The organism is Nocardioides pakistanensis, from assembly GCF_054781215.1.
The window spans coordinates 22,111-39,169 of sequence record NZ_BAAGUV010000056.1 but is presented as its reverse complement, the minus strand read 5'-3'; the positions used below and the strand labels follow the sequence as shown (position 1 = coordinate 39,169).

Annotated in this window: 14 protein-coding genes; 9 read left to right on the top strand and 5 right to left on the bottom strand. The window is 70.9% G+C overall.

Features of this window, described 5'->3' with window-relative positions; translation table 11 throughout:
• Nucleotides 1-5: 5 nt before the first annotated feature.
• The 3 genes from ACYVIH_RS17670 to ACYVIH_RS17660 all read left to right on the top strand — a co-directional run bounded on the left by ACYVIH_RS17670 (nucleotide 6) and on the right by ACYVIH_RS17660 (nucleotide 3,521).
• Entirely contained in the window at nucleotides 6-530 is a 525-nt protein-coding gene (locus tag ACYVIH_RS17670) for a GNAT family N-acetyltransferase (protein ID WP_460870824.1), read from the top strand.
• The gene (locus ACYVIH_RS17665; protein WP_460870823.1) at nucleotides 527-2,302 is read left to right on the top strand and encodes an IucA/IucC family protein; all 1,776 of its coding nucleotides are present in this window, start codon (nucleotides 527-529) and stop codon (nucleotides 2,300-2,302) included. Before ACYVIH_RS17670 ends, ACYVIH_RS17665 begins: the two co-directional genes overlap by 4 nt.
• Before the next feature lie 112 nt (nucleotides 2,303-2,414).
• On the top strand, nucleotides 2,415-3,521 hold the full coding sequence (locus ACYVIH_RS17660; protein WP_460870822.1) for a methyl-accepting chemotaxis protein: 1,107 nt from the start codon (nucleotides 2,415-2,417) through the stop codon (nucleotides 3,519-3,521).
• Nucleotides 3,522-3,616: 95 nt separating this feature from the next.
• On the opposite strand, the gene ACYVIH_RS17655 is transcribed toward ACYVIH_RS17660, so the two are convergent.
• On the bottom strand, nucleotides 3,617-3,820 hold the full coding sequence (locus ACYVIH_RS17655; protein ID WP_460870820.1) for a hypothetical protein: 204 nt from the start codon (nucleotides 3,818-3,820) through the stop codon (nucleotides 3,617-3,619).
• Nucleotides 3,821-3,883: 63 nt separating this feature from the next.
• On the opposite strand from ACYVIH_RS17655, the gene dapF reads away from it, so the two are divergent.
• A complete protein-coding gene (dapF, locus tag ACYVIH_RS17650) occupies nucleotides 3,884-4,759 on the top strand; it encodes a diaminopimelate epimerase (protein WP_460870819.1) in 876 nt (291 codons plus the stop codon).
• 64 nt (nucleotides 4,760-4,823) lie between these two features.
• Nucleotides 4,824-6,398, top strand: coding sequence for a GTPase HflX (gene hflX, locus ACYVIH_RS17645; protein WP_460870818.1), 1,575 nt, complete (start codon nucleotides 4,824-4,826; stop codon nucleotides 6,396-6,398).
• 33 nt (nucleotides 6,399-6,431) lie between these two features.
• Here hflX and ACYVIH_RS17640 read toward each other — a convergent pair whose 3' ends face one another.
• Nucleotides 6,432-6,599, bottom strand: coding sequence for a hypothetical protein (locus tag ACYVIH_RS17640; RefSeq protein WP_460870817.1), 168 nt, complete (start codon nucleotides 6,597-6,599; stop codon nucleotides 6,432-6,434).
• Between the two features lie 251 nt (nucleotides 6,600-6,850).
• Here ACYVIH_RS17640 and secD point away from each other — a divergent pair, with 251 nt between their 5' ends.
• Together secD and ACYVIH_RS17630 are read left to right on the top strand one after the other, a co-directional pair.
• A complete protein-coding gene (gene secD / locus ACYVIH_RS17635) occupies nucleotides 6,851-9,133 on the top strand; it encodes a protein translocase subunit SecD (protein ID WP_460870816.1) in 2,283 nt (760 codons plus the stop codon).
• 106 nt (nucleotides 9,134-9,239) lie between these two features.
• Nucleotides 9,240-11,354, top strand: coding sequence for an ATP-dependent DNA helicase (locus ACYVIH_RS17630; RefSeq protein ID WP_460870815.1), 2,115 nt, complete (start codon nucleotides 9,240-9,242; stop codon nucleotides 11,352-11,354).
• 11 nt (nucleotides 11,355-11,365) lie between these two features.
• Here the strand turns inward: ACYVIH_RS17630 and ACYVIH_RS17625 are convergent, their stop codons facing one another.
• Entirely contained in the window at nucleotides 11,366-12,640 is a 1,275-nt protein-coding gene (locus tag ACYVIH_RS17625; protein ID WP_460870814.1) for an alkaline phosphatase family protein, read from the bottom strand.
• Nucleotides 12,640-14,301 carry an alkaline phosphatase D family protein gene (locus ACYVIH_RS17620; RefSeq protein WP_460870813.1) on the bottom strand — a complete coding sequence of 554 codons (1,662 nt, stop codon included), beginning with the start codon at nucleotides 14,299-14,301 and terminating at the stop codon, nucleotides 12,640-12,642. The genes ACYVIH_RS17625 and ACYVIH_RS17620 overlap by 1 nt, the downstream gene beginning before the upstream one ends.
• A gap of 152 nt (nucleotides 14,302-14,453) precedes the next feature.
• Between ACYVIH_RS17620 and ACYVIH_RS17615 the strand changes: the two genes are divergently transcribed.
• The gene (locus ACYVIH_RS17615; RefSeq protein WP_460870812.1) at nucleotides 14,454-15,179 is read left to right on the top strand and encodes a metallophosphoesterase family protein; all 726 of its coding nucleotides are present in this window, start codon (nucleotides 14,454-14,456) and stop codon (nucleotides 15,177-15,179) included.
• Between the two features lie 61 nt (nucleotides 15,180-15,240).
• On the opposite strand, the gene lexA is transcribed toward ACYVIH_RS17615, so the two are convergent.
• Complete coding sequence (gene lexA, locus ACYVIH_RS17610; protein ID WP_460870811.1) at nucleotides 15,241-15,933, bottom strand: transcriptional repressor LexA; 693 nt, start codon at nucleotides 15,931-15,933, stop codon at nucleotides 15,241-15,243.
• 118 nt (nucleotides 15,934-16,051) lie between these two features.
• On the opposite strand from lexA, the gene ACYVIH_RS17605 reads away from it, so the two are divergent.
• Nucleotides 16,052-16,861, top strand: a complete 810-nt coding sequence (locus ACYVIH_RS17605; protein WP_460870810.1) for an SDR family oxidoreductase — start codon at nucleotides 16,052-16,054, stop codon at nucleotides 16,859-16,861.
• Nucleotides 16,862-17,059: the final 198 nt, after the last annotated feature.

The following is a 17,059-nucleotide window of genomic DNA, read 5'->3' as shown; positions in this document are numbered from 1 at the left end:
CCCACGTGTTCGACTTCCGGCCCGTCGACCCTGGCCAGGACGCGGTGCTGCTGCACGACTGGTTCACCCGTCCCTACGCGCAGTTCTGGGGCATGCAGCAAGCGACCGTCGAGGACGTCGCCGCGGAGTACCACCGGATCGCCGGCTCGCCGCACCACGACGCCGTCCTCGGCCTGCTCGACGAGACCCCGGTCTTCCTCTGCGAGCGCTACGACCCTGCCCACCACGAGCTCGCGGCGCACTACGACGTGCAGCCCGGCGACATCGGGATGCACTTCCTGGTCGCACCCGCCGACGTCCCGGTGCCCGGGTTCACCACGTCGGTGATCCGCGCCGTCATGGACCAGCTGTTCGCCGACCCGGCGGTGTCGCGCGTGGTCGTCGAGCCCGACCTGCGCAACACCAAGGTGCACCGGCTCAACGGGCTCGTCGGCTTCGAGGTCGCCGGCACCGTGCGGCTGTCGGACAAGGAGGCGGCGCTGAGCTTCTGCACCCGCGAGCGCTTCGAGGCCACCGAGGCGGCGCGATGAGCCTCGTCGAGCATCTGACCCCCGAGCGGGTGGCGACCGCACACCGGGGCCTGGTCCGCAAGGCGTTGGCCGAGCTCTCCCACGAACGGCTGCTCGTCCCGCAGTCGCATGGCCCAGGAATGTGGGCGGTGGCCGGGGCGGACCCGGCCGTGGAGTACACCTTCGCGGCGCGGCTGCTGCCGCTGGACCACTGGTTGGTCGACGCCGGGTCGATCCGGCGCCTCGAGCGTGGCGAGGAGACCGAGCTGGACATCCAGCGGTTCGTGCTCGACGTGAACGACCGGCTCGGGATCGGCGCCGGCACGTTGCCGGTGTATCTCGAGGAGCTCGGCAGCACGTTGGCCGGCGCGGCGTACAAGCTGCGCCCGGACGCGCCCACCGCCAAGGAGCTGGTCCACGCCGACTTCCAGACCGTCGAGGCCGCGATGACGGAGGGTCATCCCTGCTTCGTGGCCTGCAACGGCCGGCTCGGCTTCGACGCCGACGACTACCTGCGCTACGCCCCGGAGACCGGCGCCCGGTTCCGGCTGGTCTGGCTGGCAGTTCGCCGCGCCCACGCGACCGTGGCGGCCGCCCGCGGAGTCGAGTACGACGCTCTGATCGCCGCCGAGCTGGGGGCCCAGAGGCTCGACCGGTTCACGCGTCGGCTCACCGGGTTGGGGCTGGACCCGACGGAGTACGTGCTCGTGCCCGCCCACCCGTGGCAGTGGGCCAACAAGCTCGCCGGTGTGCTGGCCGGCCCGCTGGCCCGGCACGACGTGGTCTGGCTCGGCGAGGGTGACGACGAGCACCAGGCGCAGCAGTCGATCCGCACGATGTTCAACACCAGCCGCCCGGAGCGGCCGTACGTCAAGACCGCGTTGTCGATCCTGAACATGGGGTTCATGCGCGGGCTCTCCCCGCAGTACATGGGCCCCACCCCGGCGATCAACGACTGGGTGGCCGACCTGGTCGCCGGCGACGAGACGCTGCGGCGGCAGCGGTTCTCGGTGCTGCGCGAGGTGGCGGCGGCCGGCTTCCACCACCGGCTCTACGAGGACGTGTCGCTGAGCACGCCGTACACCAAGATGCTCTCCGCGCTGTTCCGCGAGAGCCCGGTGGACCAGGTCGAGGAGGGCGAGCGGCTGGCGACGATGGCCTCGCTGCTGCACGTCGACGCCGGAGGTCGGGCCGTGGTGGCCGAGCTCGTGGCGCAGTCGGGGCTGGCGCCGGACTCCTGGCTGCGCAACTATCTCGAGGCCTATCTGGTGCCGCTGCTGCACTGCTTCTATGCCCACGCGCTGGTGTTCATGCCGCACGGGGAGAACGTCATCCTCGTGCTCCGCGACCACGTCCCGGTGCGGGTCCTGATGAAGGACATCGGCGAGGAGGTCGCCGTGCTCGACACCGACGCGGAGATGCCCGAGGAGATTCGGCGGGTGGTGGCGGACGTGCCGGAGGACCTGCACGTGCTCTCGCTGCTGACCGACGTCGTCGACTGCTTCCTGCGGTTCCTCTCCGCTCGGTTCGAGGAGGCCGGCCTGCTCGACGCCGACCGGTTCTGGCAGGTCGTGGCGGTCTGTGTGAGCGCGTACCAGGCACGACATCCCGAGCTCGCCGAGGGGTTCGCCCGGCACGACCTGTTCGTCGAGCGGTTCCCGCTGTCGTGCCTGAACCGGCTGCAGCTGCGCAACAACCAGGAGATGGTCGACATCGCCGACCCTGCCTCCGCGCTGGCGATCGCCGGGGAGCTCGACAACCCATTGGCAAGAGCCGTTCGGGCGCGTCCGTGACAGGAATCACCGGGCCTTGGCGCAGCTGCGGGGGACCGGGCGCTCAGGTCGAGACGCGCCGGACCGATGGGTAAGCCCGGCAACCCGACGCTCCGCACAGAAACGAGCAGCAATGACCCTCCCCCTGGCCCGACGCGCGAAGCACGAAGACGACCTGCCCGCCGTGCTGCGCTCCACCGACACCCTCGTCGCGGCGATGGACGGCCTGCCCATGGTGCTGCTGCTCACCGACCCCACCGGCGAGATCATCTACCGCAACGCGGCGGCGACCGCGATGGCCCAGAAGACCGCCGCCGCACACGGCCCGGAGGCGCTCGGCGTGCTCCGGGACGTGCTCAAGCGGCTGCTTCGCGACTCCCGGGCCTTCCCGGTCAGCGAGCAGGTCCAGGTGGGCTCCGGTGAGGGCGCGGTGCACATCGCGGTGACCATCGCCGAGACGCCGGTCGGCTACTCCGTCACGTGGCAGGACGTCACCGCCACGGTCACCCAGACCCGGCTCAACGCGACGCTCGCCGACGAGCTCGCCAGCGAGTCCGAGCTGCTCACCCGCCTCGGTGAGGAGCTCGCACGGGCCTCCGCGGACACCTCCGCGCAGGCGGAGGCGTTGTCAGCCGGGTCGGCGCAGATGGCGCAGAGCGTCGAGGAGATCGCCGCCCGTGCCACCACCGCAGCGTCGAGCACCGGCGCGGCGGTCGAGTCGGCCCAACAGGCCAGCGTCAACATGGAGGGGCTGCGCCGCTCCGGCGAGGAGATCGGCAGCATCACGCGGCTGATCATCGGGATCGCCGAGCAGACCAAGCTGCTCGCGCTCAACGCCACGATCGAGGCGGCCCGGGCCGGCGAGCGAGGCAAGGGCTTCGCGGTCGTCGCCAACGAGGTCAAGGAGCTCGCCGCCCGCACCGCGGAGGCGACCCAGCAGATCACCAGCATGATCGGCGCGATCCAGGAGGGCAGCGGTCAGGCCGCCGACGCCCTGACCGGGATCGTCGAGCTGATCGCCGGTGTCGCCGACCAGCAGTCGATGATCGCCAGCGCGGTCGAGGAGCAGAACGCGACCACGCGCGAGATGGCCGGCCGGATCGCCTCGGTCGCGGAGTCGGTGCACGGGTCGACCGCGGCCGCGTCGTCGGTGCGCACCGCCGCGGTCTCGATCAGTGACCAGGCGGCGAGCCTGCGGCAGCGCGTGTCGGGCGGGGCCGAGTCGACGCTGTCCTACTAGGGGCCCTGCGCCGCCGGGGTGCCGCCTCGCCCCGGCGCCGCCCCGTCAGCGGTGCAGCACCGTCAGGGTGCAGCCCCGTCAGCGGTGCAGCTCGTTCAGACCGCCAGGGCGTGGTGCGGCATGCCGGTGTTGTCGAGCACCTCGAGCAGGAACACGGCGGCGTCGCAACGGGTGCAGCAGTACTCACAACCGTCGACGGCGCAACCCTCCTCCACCGGGACGAAGAGGCCCTCGTCACCACACTCGGCGCAGAAGGCGACGACGCCGGCGAGCATCAGCTTCTCCGATGTGTTCTCCATGTCCGAAACGGTAGGAGATCGCGCCGACAGAATCCGGCTGCACGCGCCGGATAGGCTGGAGCGGTGCCTCACACCGTCCCCCCGCCCGGCGGCTTCGCCTTCGTCAAGGGTCACGGCACCGAGAACGACTTCGTGCTCCTGCCCGACCCCGACGGGAGCGTGCACGGCGACCTCGCGCCCGAGCTGGTGGCCGCGCTGTGCGACCGGCGCGCCGGCATCGGCGGCGACGGGGTGATCCGGGTGATCCGCTGTGCGGCCTACGACGACCCGGCCGCTGTGGCGGTCCGCGGCGCGGCCGAGTGGTTCATGGACTACCGCAACTCCGACGGCTCGCCCTCGGAGATGTGCGGCAACGGCGTGCGGGTCTTCGCCCGCTACCTCGCCGAGCACGAGGGGGTCGACGTGCACCGGCCGCTGCCGATCGGCACGCGTGCCGGGATCAAGACGGTGGCCTTCGAGGACGACGGCCAGGTCACCGTCGACATGGGCGAGCCGGCCCTGTTCGCCGACACCAAGGTGGCAGTGGGGGAGAAGAGCTGGCCGGCGGTCAACATCGGCATGGGCAACCCGCACGCGGTCGCCTTCGTCGACTCCCTCGACGACGCCGGGCCGCTGCTGGAGAGCCCCGCTTACGACCCGGCTGCGTACCCCGAGGGCGTCAACGTCGAGTTCGTCGTGCGCCGCGGCGCGCAGCACGTCGCGATGCGGGTCCACGAGCGCGGATCGGGGGAGACCCGGTCCTGCGGCACCGGCGCCTGTGCGGTGATGGTGGCCAGCGCTCTGGCCGATGGCACGGGCCGCGGTACGTCGTACCGGGTGGACGTGCCGGGCGGCGAGCTGAAGGTGACCTGGACCGACGCCAACCGCCTGCTGCTCACCGGGCCGGCGGTGCTCGTGGCGGCCGGCGAGGTGTCCAAATCATTCGCGATGGGTACCTGAGCCGTGTCAGCATCGGGGCGAAGCCGGAAGATTTCCGGCGCCCGCGATGTTGTGACTGGTGAACATGACTGAATCTCAGAAGGCTCACGCAGCCACACACGAAGACACCGTCCACGCCGTCGACCGGGTCCGCCCGGTCGACGAGGACTTCAGCCTCGACGACGAGCTCGCCGCCACCGACTCCTGGGACGACGTCGACGAGACCGCCGGCGTGTCCGGCTACGCCGACGAGGACCCGGAAGAAGCGGACACGGGAGACAGCGCGGGTGACTGGGACCTCGCGGAGCGTCACGCACTGCGCCGCGTCGTCGGTCTGTCCACCGAGCTCGAGGACATCATCGAGGTCGAGTACCGCCAGCTGCGCCTCGAGCGCGTCGTGCTGGTCGGGGTCTGGACCGAGGGATCGGTCGAGGACGCCGAGAACTCCATGGCCGAGCTCGCGCTGCTCGCCGAGACCGCGGGCTCGCAGGTGCTCGACGCGATCTACCAACGCCGTCAGAAGCCCGACCCGGCGACCTTCATCGGTCGCGGCAAGGTCGACGGGCTGCGCGAGATCGTGCAGGCCAGCGGCGCCGACACCGTCATCTGTGACGGTGAGCTCGCCCCCTCGCAGCTGAGGAACCTCGAGGACCGGGTCAAGGTGAAGGTCGTCGACCGCACCGCACTGATCCTCGACATCTTCGCCCAGCACGCGAAGTCACGTGAGGGGCAGGCACAGGTCGAGCTCGCCCAGCTGAACTACATGAAGCAGCGCCTGCGTGGTTGGGGTGGCAACCTGTCCCGACAGGCCGGTGGCCGCGTCGGTTCCCAGGGCGGCGGCATCGGTGGCCGCGGTCCCGGTGAGACCAAGATCGAGACCGACCGACGCCGGATCAACACCAAGATCGCCAAGCTCCGCCGCGAGCTGGCCCACATGAGCACCACCCGTGAGACCAAGCGCTCGGAGCGCAAGCGCCACGAGATCCCCTCGGTCGCGATCGCCGGCTACACCAACGCCGGCAAGTCCTCGCTGCTGAACCGGTTGACCGGTGCCGGCGTGCTGGTGGAGAACGCGCTGTTCGCCACCCTGGATCCGACCACCCGCCGGACGACGACCTCCGACGGCCGGATCTACACGATGTCCGACACCGTCGGCTTCGTGCGCCACCTGCCCCACCAGCTCGTCGAGGCGTTCCGGTCCACGCTGGAGGAGGTCGCCGACTCCGACCTGATCCTGCACGTGGTCGACGGGTCGCACCCCGACCCGGAGGGCCAGATCGCCGCGGTCCGCGAGGTGTTCGCCGAGATCGGCGCCGACAAGGTGCCCGAGCTGATCGTGATCAACAAGGCCGACCTGGCCGACCCGATGGTGATCGCGCGGCTGCGCCAGCGTGAGCCGCACTCGGTGGTGGTGTCGGCGCGCACCGGCGAAGGCATCTCCGAGGCGCTCGCCGCCGTCGAGGCCGACCTGCCGCGTCCGGGCATCGCCTTCGAGGCGCTGCTGCCCTACGAGCGCGGTGACCTGCTCAACCGGATCCACGAGCACGGCGAGGTCGAGCGCATCGAGCACACCGGCGAGGGCACGGTCGTCCACGGCCGGGTGCACGCCGAGCTCGCCGGTGAGCTGACGCCGTACCTCACCTCGTCCGCGACCGCCTGATCGGCTGCCGCCGGGGGCCGGAGGTCGGACAGGTCAGGCGGAAGGGGAGTGGACGACCTTGAGGAGCGGGGCGGACTCGCCGTCGCGGGCGCGCTGAGCAGGCACCTCGGGTGCAGGGCGCAGGAGCCGCGCGAAGGTCTCCTGCTCCTGCGCAGCGCGTACGGCGCGGCCGGCCAACAGTCGTGCTTGCAGTGCGTTCATCGGTGTCAACCCCCTGAAAAGACCGGCCCTCCCAGCTTCAAGATACGACTCGTCCGGACGGCTTGGGAAAGCGGCAGGCCGCGCCGTCCAGGACTTTGCGAAACCTTTACCCGGCGGTCCAGAGGGCCTCTCCCGCGACGTTGACGGCAGCGCCGACCTGTGCTGGGTGATATGTCCGGTTCCGCCCTGCGGCGGGACGCGCCGGTGGGGCCGACTTCGAGATCGAACGCCCATAGGGGACGATAGGTCCCATGTCTCGTGCTGCCCTCGTGCGCCTGGTCCTGGCGCTGCTCATCCTCGGCGGTTCCATCGCCATCGCTGTCACCTCCGAGCCCCGTCTGGGGCTCGATCTCCGTGGTGGCACCCAGATCGTGCTGGAGACCCAGGACTCGCCGACCGTCGAGGCCGACGCCGAGGCCACCGATCGCACCCTCGAGGTGCTGCGTGGTCGCGTCGACGCCCTCGGCGTCGCCGAGCCGACCCTGGCCCGCGCGGGCGAGAACCGGATCATCGTCGAGCTGCCCGACCTCGATGACCCGACCGAGGCCGCGCAGGTGATCGGCAAGACCGCGCAGCTGGCCTTCCGGCCGGTCCTCGAGGCGGTCGACCAGAAGGCCAAGCCGAAGCAGGGCGAGGTGATTCTGCCCGACGAAGGTGGCCAGCTGCTGCGGCTCGGCAAGGTCGCGGTGCCCGGTGACCTGGTCTCCGGTGCAGAGGCCAACACCGACCCAGCACAGGGCACCGGCTGGTTCGTCAGCGTCGACTTCCGCGGCTCCGAGGGCCGCACCGCCTGGAAGAACCTCACCGCCGAGGCCGCGTGCGCACAGATGGGCGCCCCCCAGCGGCGGGTCGCCATCGTGCTCGACAACGAGATCATCTCCTCGCCCGAGGTCGTCGCGGAGATCCAGTGCGGCGTGGGCATGCCCGGCGGCTCCACCCAGATCACCGGTGACTTCACCATCGAGGAGGCCAAGAACCTCGCGGTCCTGATCGAGGGCGGCGCGCTGCCGGTCCCGGTGGAGATCATCGAGCAGCGTGTGGTCGGCCCCACCCTGGGTGAGGACGCCATCTCCGCCTCCTTCGAGGCGGGTGTGATCGGCCTGATCCTGACCGGCCTGTTCATCGCGATCGTCTACCGGCTGATGGGTGTGCTCGCGACGTTCGCCCTGGCGACGTACGCCGTGATCTCCTTCGCCGCCCTGGTCGCGCTGGGCGCGACGCTGACCCTGCCCGGCCTGGCCGGTTTCGTGCTCGCGATCGGTATGGCGATCGACGCCAACGTGCTGATCTTCGAGAGAGCCAGGGAGGAGTACACCGAGTCGGAGAAGACCGGTCTGGCGGGGGCGCTCTCGATCGGCTTCAACAAGGCCTGGTCCGCGATCATCGACAGCAACATGACCACCCTGCTCGCGGCCGGTCTGCTGTTCTTCCTGGCCTCCGGGCCGGTCCGTGGCTTCGGCGTCACCCTGTCGATCGGTGTCATCGCCTCGATGATCTCGGCGCTGATCATCGCCCGGGTGCTCACCGAGCAGGCCGCCCGGATGGGTTGGCTGCAGAAGCACCCCAAGGTCAGCGGCCTGGCCACGACCGGACGCGTGCGCGACGCGCTGCGGCGGTGGAACCCCGACATCATGGGCCGCACCAAGCTGTGGCTGAGCATCTCGGCTGCCGCGCTGGTCGTGGCGTTCGCCGGGGTCGCGGTCAACGGGCTGAACCTCGGGGTCGAGTTCACCGGCGGCCGACTGATGGAGTACTCCACCGCCCAGCCGGTGTCGGTGGACGACGCCCGCGAGGCGGTCTCCGACGCCGGGTTCCCCAACGCCGTGGTGCAGGAGTCCGACAACGACAAGATCTCGGTGCGCACCGGCCAGATCAGCAACACCGACCAGAACGAGATCCTCGCCGCCCTCGACGAGGCCGGCGGAGGGGCGACCAAGGAACGCGACGAGCTGATCGGCCCCAGCCTGGGAGACGAGCTGCGCAACAAGGCGCTGATCGCGTTCGGCATCGCGCTGGCCGTGCAGATGCTCTACCTGGCGATCCGCTTCAAGTGGACGATCGGCGCCTCTGCGGTGGCCGCGATGTTCCACGACGTGATCATCGTGCTCGGCATCTTCGCGTGGCTGAACAAGCCGATCGACGGCATCTTCCTCGCCGCGGCCCTGACCATCATCGGTCTGTCGGTCAACGACTCGGTGGTGGTGTTCGACCGGATCCGGGAGCAGTGGCAGAAGAGTCCGGAGAAGGACATGGCCAAGGTGGCCAACCAGGCCTCGCTCGACACCATGCCGCGTACGGTCAACACCGGCCTCGGTGCGATGTTCATCCTGGCGGCCCTCGCCATCCTGGGTGGCGACTCGCTGCGGGACTTCGCGATCGCGCTGCTGCTCGGTCTGACGATCGGTACGTACTCCTCGGTCTTCACCGCGACGCCGCTCTCGCTCTTGCTGCACAAGAAGTGGCCGCTGCCCAAGGCGACCGCCAAGAAGCAGCGGGTGGCCCGTGACCCGAACGACTCGGGCGCGGTCGTCTGACCCGATCACTCCCCGACGGCTCCGCCGTCGACCCGCAGTCGGGTCGGCGGCGGAGTGCTGTGGAAGTGACTCGGTGGTGGCCGGCCGGAGCGGATAGGGTTCTGCGGTGCACAGCTCCCCGACCGTGAAGCAGGTCCTCGCCGGTGCCGTGAGCGCACTGGGCGGTCAGGAGCGTCCCGGCCAGATCCAGATGGCCGAGGCAGTCGGGCGTGCGCTGGCGACCGGAGAGCACCTGCTGGTGCAGGCCGGCACGGGCACCGGCAAGTCACTGGCCTACCTGGTGCCCTCGCTGCTGCACGACCGCCGAGTCGTCGTCGCCACCGCGACGCTTGCCCTCCAGCACCAGCTCGTCGAGCGCGACATCCCTGCCCTGCTCGAGGCGGTGGGCGGGGATCACGGTGCGCTGGGGGACCAAGCGACGTACGCCGTACTCAAGGGCCGCTCCAACTACGCCTGCCTGCACCGGATCCGCGAGGGTGTCCCCGACGACCAGGGCACCCTCGTCGACGTGCCCGAGGGGTCGATGGGCGCGGAGGTTCTCGCGCTGAGGTCCTGGGCCGAGGAGGAGGCCGAGCGCGACGGCCCCGGCGACAAGGACTCCGCGCCGAAGCACACCGACCGGGTCTGGCGGCAGGTGTCGGTCACCCACCGCGAGTGCCTCGGCGCCACGAAGTGCCCCTACGCCACCGAGTGCTTCGCCGAGCGCGCCAAGGAGAAGGCCGCGCACTCCCAGCTGATCGTCACCAACCACTCGTTGCTGGCCATCGACGCGATCGAAGGCGTGCCGATGATCCCGGAGTACGACGCGGTGGTCATCGACGAGGCCCACGAGCTGTCCGCACGGGTGACCCAGGCCGCCACCGACGAGCTGTCCGTGGCGGACATCGAGCGAGCCGCGAAACGGTCGCAGAAGTACGTCGACGGCTCGGCCGGTTCCGGGCTCGGCAACGAGGCCGACGAGCTCGCCGACGCTGCCGACGTGCTCCGTGACGCCCTTGCCGAGACCGACGCCGGACGGATCGACTCGCTGCCCACCGCGCTCGCGGACGGGCTCGCGCTGGTGCGCGACTCCGCGCGCGCCCTGATCTCGGCCTTCCCGAAGGAGTCCGGCGGCGCGGGCGGCGAGGCCGACGCAGGGCGGACTCAGGCCCGGGGCTGGGTGCAGGAGATCTTCGCGACTGCGCAGAGGATGGCAGCCAACCTCGAGTCCGACGTGCTCTGGGTCAGCGACCGCGACCCCTCGCGGGGTGGCAGCCGCCTGTTCGTCGCACCGCTGCAGGTGTGGGGACCGCTGCGCGACAAGCTGCTGCACGACAAGACCGTCGTGTTCACCTCCGCGACGCTGATGCTCGGCGGTGACTTCAGCTCGGTGGCCACGAGCATCGGCCTCAAGCCCACCGAGCGCGTGGACCACTCGATCGACGCCGCGCCGTCCGGCGCGACGGGCCGCGGAGACGTCGCGGGCGACGACACCGGCGAGGCCGCGGTGGCCGAGAGGACCGGTTCCGAGGAGCACGACGGGGTCCAGCCCTGGCGCGGCATCGACGTCGGCTCGCCGTTCGACTACGGCCGCCAGGGGATCCTCTACGTCGCACGGCACCTGCCGCCGCCGGGCCGCGACGGTCTCGGTCCGACTCAGATCGACGAGATCGCCGGCCTCGTCGACGCCGCCGACGGTCGCACCCTGGGTCTGTTCTCCTCGCGGCGTGCCGCGGACGCGGCGGCGGAGGCACTGCGCGAGCGGCTGCCGCACCTGACGGTCATGGCGCAGGGCGAGGCGCAGCTGCCGGAGCTCGCTCGGCTGTTCGTCGAGGACCCGCACGCCTGCCTGTTCGGCACCCTCAGCCTGTGGCAGGGCCTCGACGTGCCGGGGGACACCTGCCAGCTGGTCCTGATCGACCGGATCCCGTTCCCGCGACCCGACGACCCGCTGATGTCCGCGCGCCAGCGGGCCGTGGACCGGGCCGGCGGCAACGGCTTCATGTCGGTCGCCGCCACCCACGCGGCGCTGCTGCTCGCCCAGGGGGCCGGCCGGCTGATCCGCACCAGCCAGGACCGCGGGGTCGTGGCGATCCTCGACCCGCGGCTGGTCACCGCGCGCTACGGCGGGTTCTTGCGCGCCTCGCTCCCGCCGATGTGGCCGACCACCGACCGCGACGTGGTGCTGAAGGCGCTCAAGCGGCTCTCGGAGTCGGCAGGAGCACCCGCCGCGGCCGGCTGAGCTCGCCGGAGCTACAGGTGGCTGCGGCCGTCGTACCCGCCCCGCGGCGCGCCGAGACCGAAGAACGTGCCGACGGTGGGAGCGACGTCCACCGTGGCGGCCTTCGCGCTCGAGACGCCGCTGCCGACCCGCCGATGACCTCCGCCGACGAAGAACGGGATCGGCGAGGTGGCCGGGTGGCCGTGGTTGCCCGGGATCGGGTTGCTGTACGGCGCCGGGTCGCTGAACCGCCAGCCCGAACGGCAGTACACGACCAGGTCGCCGGCGTTGTCGCCGAGCCGCAGCCGTCGCGGGAGACGGACCGAGAGAACGCCCTGGGTCTCCAAGGCGATCGCGCGCATCCGGTCGAGGGCTGCGGTACGACGATCGGCGGGCCCGGTCCAGTACAGCAGGTCCGCCCCGCCGTTCTGCGCGACGACGACGTTGCCGGCCAGCAGCGGGTCGGCGTCGAGCGCCGGCTGCAGGGAGATGATCCGGTCCGGGCGCGACCAGTCCATGGAGTGGTCGGCGAGCACGACCACCATCGAGGTCGACCACCGCCCGGTTGACCTCAGCATCTCCACGAACCGGCCGACCTGCGTGTCGACGCTGAGCAGTGCGGCCGTGCGCGCGGCCTTCAGCGTGGTGCCGGTGAGGTCCATGTGGCCGACCCGGTCGCAGTCGCCGAGGTTCACGAAGACCAGGTTGGGGTCGAACTCCTCGACCATGCTGATCGCGGCGTCCATCGTGAAGGCGTCCGGCGCGTGCCCGCTGATCGGGACGATCGGGGCCGGCTCCCAGCGGTAGGTGGCGCGCTTGCCGAAGATCCCGAACAGGTACTCCTTGCTGAGCACGGTCCCGGTGGTGAACCCGTTGCGGTTGAGCCGCTCGATGACCGTGGGGAAGCGCAGGTCGCTGGGCCGGTCGAGGTCGCGGATCACCTGCTCGGTGCGGTCGTAGATCGCGTTGGCGGGCACGCCGCTGCGGTCGGGGCGGACCCCGGTCATCATCATCACGTGGTTCGGGATGGTCTCCATCACCGGCAGCGACCGCGCGCGCGGGAAGTTCATCCCGCCGTCGCGCAGCGCCTGCAGGTTGGGCATCAGCCCGCTGCCGATCTCGTCGGGGCGGGCGCCGTCGACGACGAGCACGTAGGCCCGCGGCTTGCGCTTCACGGCGGCCTGCGCGGTCGGCGCGCCGAGGGCGGCGGAGAACAGCAGCGACGCCCCGGCGGCTCCGGTGACCTTGAGGAAGGAGCGGCGGTTCAGCTCGCCCCCGCCCGCCGACACCCTGGTGGTCGGGCCCATCACCGCTCCCTGACCGGTGCGTCGACGGCGTGCACGCGCTGGGTGTTGGCGTCGGTGGCCCAGGACGCGGTCCAGCTGGCCGTGGCGTCCGGGTCGGTCCGCTCGCTGATCACGTAGTAGTCCATCTGGGTTCGCGCGGCGGTGACGTCGAGGACGGAGTAGCCGTGGTCGTCGAAGTTGAGGTACTTGATGTGCCGGTTGTTGGCCTGGATCAACGCCTCGACGGGGATGCTCGAGCGCACCGGGGCGGTCTGCGTGATGTCGTTGAGGTTGTCGCTGGTGACCGACGTACACACGAACTCGGTCGCCACGGAGCGACCGGCCTCGCTCGGGTAGGTGCCGGCGTCGATCGGCAGGTCGCACGCCCAGCCGGAGTGGATGTCGCCGGTGAGGAACACGGTGTTGCGCACACCGTTGTCGGCGAGGTGGTCGAGCACCTCGTGCCGGTCGGCGGTGTAGCCGTCCCACTGGTCGACGTTGTAGGGCGAGCCGTCCTCGGGCAGCAGGCCGGTGAAGTCGTTGATCGCCCGGGTCAGCTCGTGGGGCAGGGGCGGGAACACCACCGGCGCGATCATCACCGGGTTGCCGATCAGCTTCCACTGGGCGCGGTCGTCGTCGAGGGACTCCTTGAGCCAGCGCATCTGCGCCTCACCGGTGATCGTGCGCTCCTGGTGGCTCACCGACCCGTCGACGACTGGCGCGGCCGCCTGCTGGGAGCGGTAGGTGCGCAGGTCGAGCATCGACAGCTCGGCGAGCGTGCCGAACTTGAGCCGGCGGAAGAGGCGGGTGCCGTCGCCGAGCGCTGCGGTCTCACCCATCCGCACCGGCATCCACTCGTCGTAGGCACGGTGCGCGCGGCGGCGGCGGGCTCGGTAGTCGCCCTCGGTCGCCGGGTCGTGGTTCTCGGCACCCTCGGCCCACTGGTCGTTGGTGACCTCGTGGTCGTCCCAGGTGACGATGAACGGGAACTTCCGGTGCAGCGCCTGGAGGTCCTTGTCCTCCTTGTACTGCGCATGCCGCTGCCGGTAGTCGGCCAGCGACACCATCTCGTGGGCGGGCACGGGGGTGCGCAGGTCGCCGTACTCGTCCGCACCGTACTCGTAGAGGTAGTCGCCGAGGTGGATCACCGCGTCGAGGTCGTTGCGCCGGGCCAGGTGGCGGTAGGCCGAGAAGTACCCCGCGGGCAGGTTGGAGCAGGAGGCCACACCGAAGCGCAGGTTGCGCGGGTCCGCGTTCGGGGCCGGCGCGGTGCGGGTCTGGCCGACCGGGCTGGCCACGCCCTTGTAGAGGAACCGGTAGTAGTACGTGGTACGCGGACGGAGGCCGGTGGCCTCGAGCTTCACGGTGTGGTCGCGCTTCGCGCTGGTCGTGAACGCGCCCTTCGCGACCACGTGGCGGAACCGGCGGTCCATGGCGACCTGCCACCGTACGACGACCCGCGGCCCCTTGCCCGAGCCGGCGGTTGCCTGCGGGGTCGGGGTGACCCGGGTCCACAGGATCACGCTGGTCGGGTACGGGTCCCCCGAGGCCACGCCGTGGCGGAAGTACCGGTTCGGGGCGGCCTCGGCCTCCTCGGCGATGGCGACCCCGAGGGCGGCGGCTCCGGTGGTGGCGGCGCCGGCGACGAGGAGGGAGCGGCGGTCGAGCTCGATGTTGGTCACGCTGCATCCAACGACGCTGTGCCGGATCGGTGACGTGAGGTAGCGACTGTTCACCGTTCGTTCAGCTGTTGCGCGGTCTCGACGTGAGCCGGGTCACCCCAGGCCCGGCGGTGATGCGGTCGGCGCGCGTGACTCCCTGCAAGGATGGGGCGATGGGGTCTCTCTACGTGGTCAGCGACGTGCACGGCCATCGCGACGACTTCCTGCGGGGGCTGGACCGGCTCGGGTTCGGCGCCGACGACGAGCTGTGGATCCTCGGTGACCTGCTCGACCGCGGTCCCGACGGCTTCGGCGTCGTCGAGGCGGTGATGCGGCTGCAGCGCGAGGCTCCCGGCCGGGTGCACGTGCTGATGGGCAACCACGAGATCCTCGCCGTCGGCCGGTACCGCTTCCCCGGGTCGCAGTTCTCCGCGTCCTGGCGGGCCAACGGAGGACTGGCGGAGGACCAGGCGCGCTTGCGTGAGGAGCACATCGCCTGGCTCGCCTCGCTGCCCGTGCTCGGCGGTGCCAGGAGCTATCTGCTGATGCACTCCGACACCACGGCGATCACGACCTGGGGCGGCAGCGTGGAGGAGGTCAACGAGACCGTGCGCGACCTGCTGTCCGACCCGGACGACCTCGAGGCGCATTGGCAGGTGTGGGCGCTGCTCACCCGCCGCTACGAGTTCGCCGGCGGCGACGGCAGGGAGGTCGCGCGCGGCCTGCTCACCAGGTACGGCGGCCAGCAGATCGTGCACGGCCACACGATCATCGGCTCGTTGCTCGACGAGCCGTCGTCACGGGTCACGCAGCCACTGCTGTACGCCGACGGGCTGGTGCTCGACATCGACGGCGGCCGTTACGACCGCGGGCCGCTGTTGTTCGTCGAGCTCGACTGACGCGCTCCGGGCGTCCAGACGCGGCGGCGTCCGACCCCTCAGACGCAGCGGATCGTACGGGTCAGACCCTGCGCAGGACCGCGGTGACCTTGCCGAGGATGGTGGCGTGGGTGCCGTCGATCGGGTCGTAGGCCTCGTTGTGGGGGAGCAGCCAGACCTTGCCGTCCTTGCGCTGGAAGGTCTTGACGGTGGCCTCGCCGTCGAGCATCGCCGCGACGATCTCGCCGTTCTCCGCGGTGGGCTGCTGCCGCACCACGACGTAGTCGCCGCTGCAGATCGCCGCGTCGATCATCGAGTCGCCGACTACCTCGAGCAGGAACAGGGTGCCCTCGCCGACGAGGGTCTTGGGCAGCGGGAACACGTCCTCCACCCGCTCCTCGGCCAGGATCGGACCACCGGCGGCGATCCGGCCGACCATCGGCACGTAGGTGGCGGCCGGCATCGGGCTGACTCCGGCGTCGCCGGTGGCGGACTCGACGACCTCGCCGGGGGAGAAGACCTGCATCGCGCGGGGACGGTTGGGGTCGCGCTTGAGGAAACCCTTCTCCTCGAGCGTCCGCAGCTGGTGGGCGACGGAGGAGGAGCTGGTCAGGCCGACCCGCTCGCCGATCTCGCGCATGCTCGGCGGGTAGCCACGGGCCTCGATCGACTCGCGGATCACCTCGAGCACCCGCTGCTGTCGCGGGGTCAGGCCGGAGGCGTCAGGGGGTCCGTCGGGGAGCTCGGAGACTGCTCTGCCCTTGCCTGATGCCATCGTCCATGCCCTTCTCGAGTGCCGCGCCGTCGTCGCGCCTGGCCTGTTCACAAGGTAGACCTGAATCGGTGCCGCTTCAAACACCTGTTCGAATGGGCGTGTCTGGTTGAGTTCCTCCATGACACAGTCCCCCTCCCTTGGTACCTCCGTCGTCGTCACGGGCGGAGCGCGCGGCATCGGCCGCGGTATCGCCGAGCGCATGGTGGCCCGCGGCCATCACGTGCTGATCACCGACATCGACGGTGCGGCTGCCCGTCGTACCGCCGAGGAGATCGGCGCGGTCGCCGGTCTCCAGCAGGACGTCCGCGACGAGGCGTCACACCGCGCGGTCGCCGAGGAGGCGTTGCAGCACGGTCCGCTCGCGGTCTGGTTCAACAACGCCGGTGTCGGCAACGACGGGGCGCTCATGGAGCTCTCCTCCGCCTCGGTCGAGCAGCTGGTGCACGTCAACCTCCTCGGCGTCGCCTGGGGGATGCGCGCGGCGGTCGACGCCTTCGGCTCGCGCGGCGGCGACATCGTGAACACCGCCTCCCTGTCCGCGCACGGACCGGTCCCCGGTCTGTCGGTGTACGCCGCGACCAAGGCCGCCGTCGTGTCGCTGACCCAGTCGGTCCACGTCGAGACGCCCGACAACATCAGGGTCCATGCACTGTGTCCAGACGGGGTGGCCACCGCGATGGTGGAGGCGATGAAGGCGGACGGCATGGCCAAGGCGCTGGTCCACTCCGGCGGTGCCCTGCTCGGCGTGGACGAGGTCGCAGAGGCGGCCGTGGGCCTGGTCGGCACCAACCGCGTCGTCCGCTCGGTGCCCGGCTGGCGGGCCGGCCTGATGCGGTTCACCTCCGTGACGCCCTCGGTGTCCATGAAGGGTCTGAACATCTTCCTGTGGGACGGTCGCCGCGCGATGCGCCGCGGCCGGCCGCGCTGAACGGCGGCGTTCGCCAAGGGATGCCGGATTCCCTCTGACCGTGGCGGCCCGGCACGGGGAGGGAGATCGCCCCGCGCAGGGCTCCCGCGACTCGGGTTCGGTCGAACACATGTTCGGCGTGTCTCTTGCACAGCCTTCTGCCTGGCCCTATGTTCGTACACGTGTTCGATCGAACAGGGTTTCGAGAGGCGCCCGCCG

Excerpts from the sequence above, each read along its gene's own strand:
- ACYVIH_RS17665 (WP_460870823.1), top strand. The coding sequence starts at position 527 with ATGAGCCTCGTCGAGCATCTGACCCCCGAGCGGGTGGCGACCGCACAC.
- ACYVIH_RS17660 (WP_460870822.1), top strand. The coding sequence starts at position 2,415 with ATGACCCTCCCCCTGGCCCGACGCGCGAAGCACGAAGACGACCTGCCC.
- ACYVIH_RS17655 (WP_460870820.1), bottom strand. The coding sequence starts at position 3,820 with ATGGAGAACACATCGGAGAAGCTGATGCTCGCCGGCGTCGTCGCCTTC.
- hflX (WP_460870818.1), top strand. The coding sequence starts at position 4,824 with ATGACTGAATCTCAGAAGGCTCACGCAGCCACACACGAAGACACCGTC.
- ACYVIH_RS17640 (WP_460870817.1), bottom strand. The coding sequence starts at position 6,599 with ATGAACGCACTGCAAGCACGACTGTTGGCCGGCCGCGCCGTACGCGCT.
- secD (WP_460870816.1), top strand. The coding sequence starts at position 6,851 with ATGTCTCGTGCTGCCCTCGTGCGCCTGGTCCTGGCGCTGCTCATCCTC.
- ACYVIH_RS17625 (WP_460870814.1), bottom strand. The coding sequence starts at position 12,640 with ATGGGCCCGACCACCAGGGTGTCGGCGGGCGGGGGCGAGCTGAACCGC.
- ACYVIH_RS17615 (WP_460870812.1), top strand. The coding sequence starts at position 14,454 with ATGGGGTCTCTCTACGTGGTCAGCGACGTGCACGGCCATCGCGACGAC.
- lexA (WP_460870811.1), bottom strand. The coding sequence starts at position 15,933 with ATGGCATCAGGCAAGGGCAGAGCAGTCTCCGAGCTCCCCGACGGACCC.
- ACYVIH_RS17605 (WP_460870810.1), top strand. The coding sequence starts at position 16,052 with ATGACACAGTCCCCCTCCCTTGGTACCTCCGTCGTCGTCACGGGCGGA.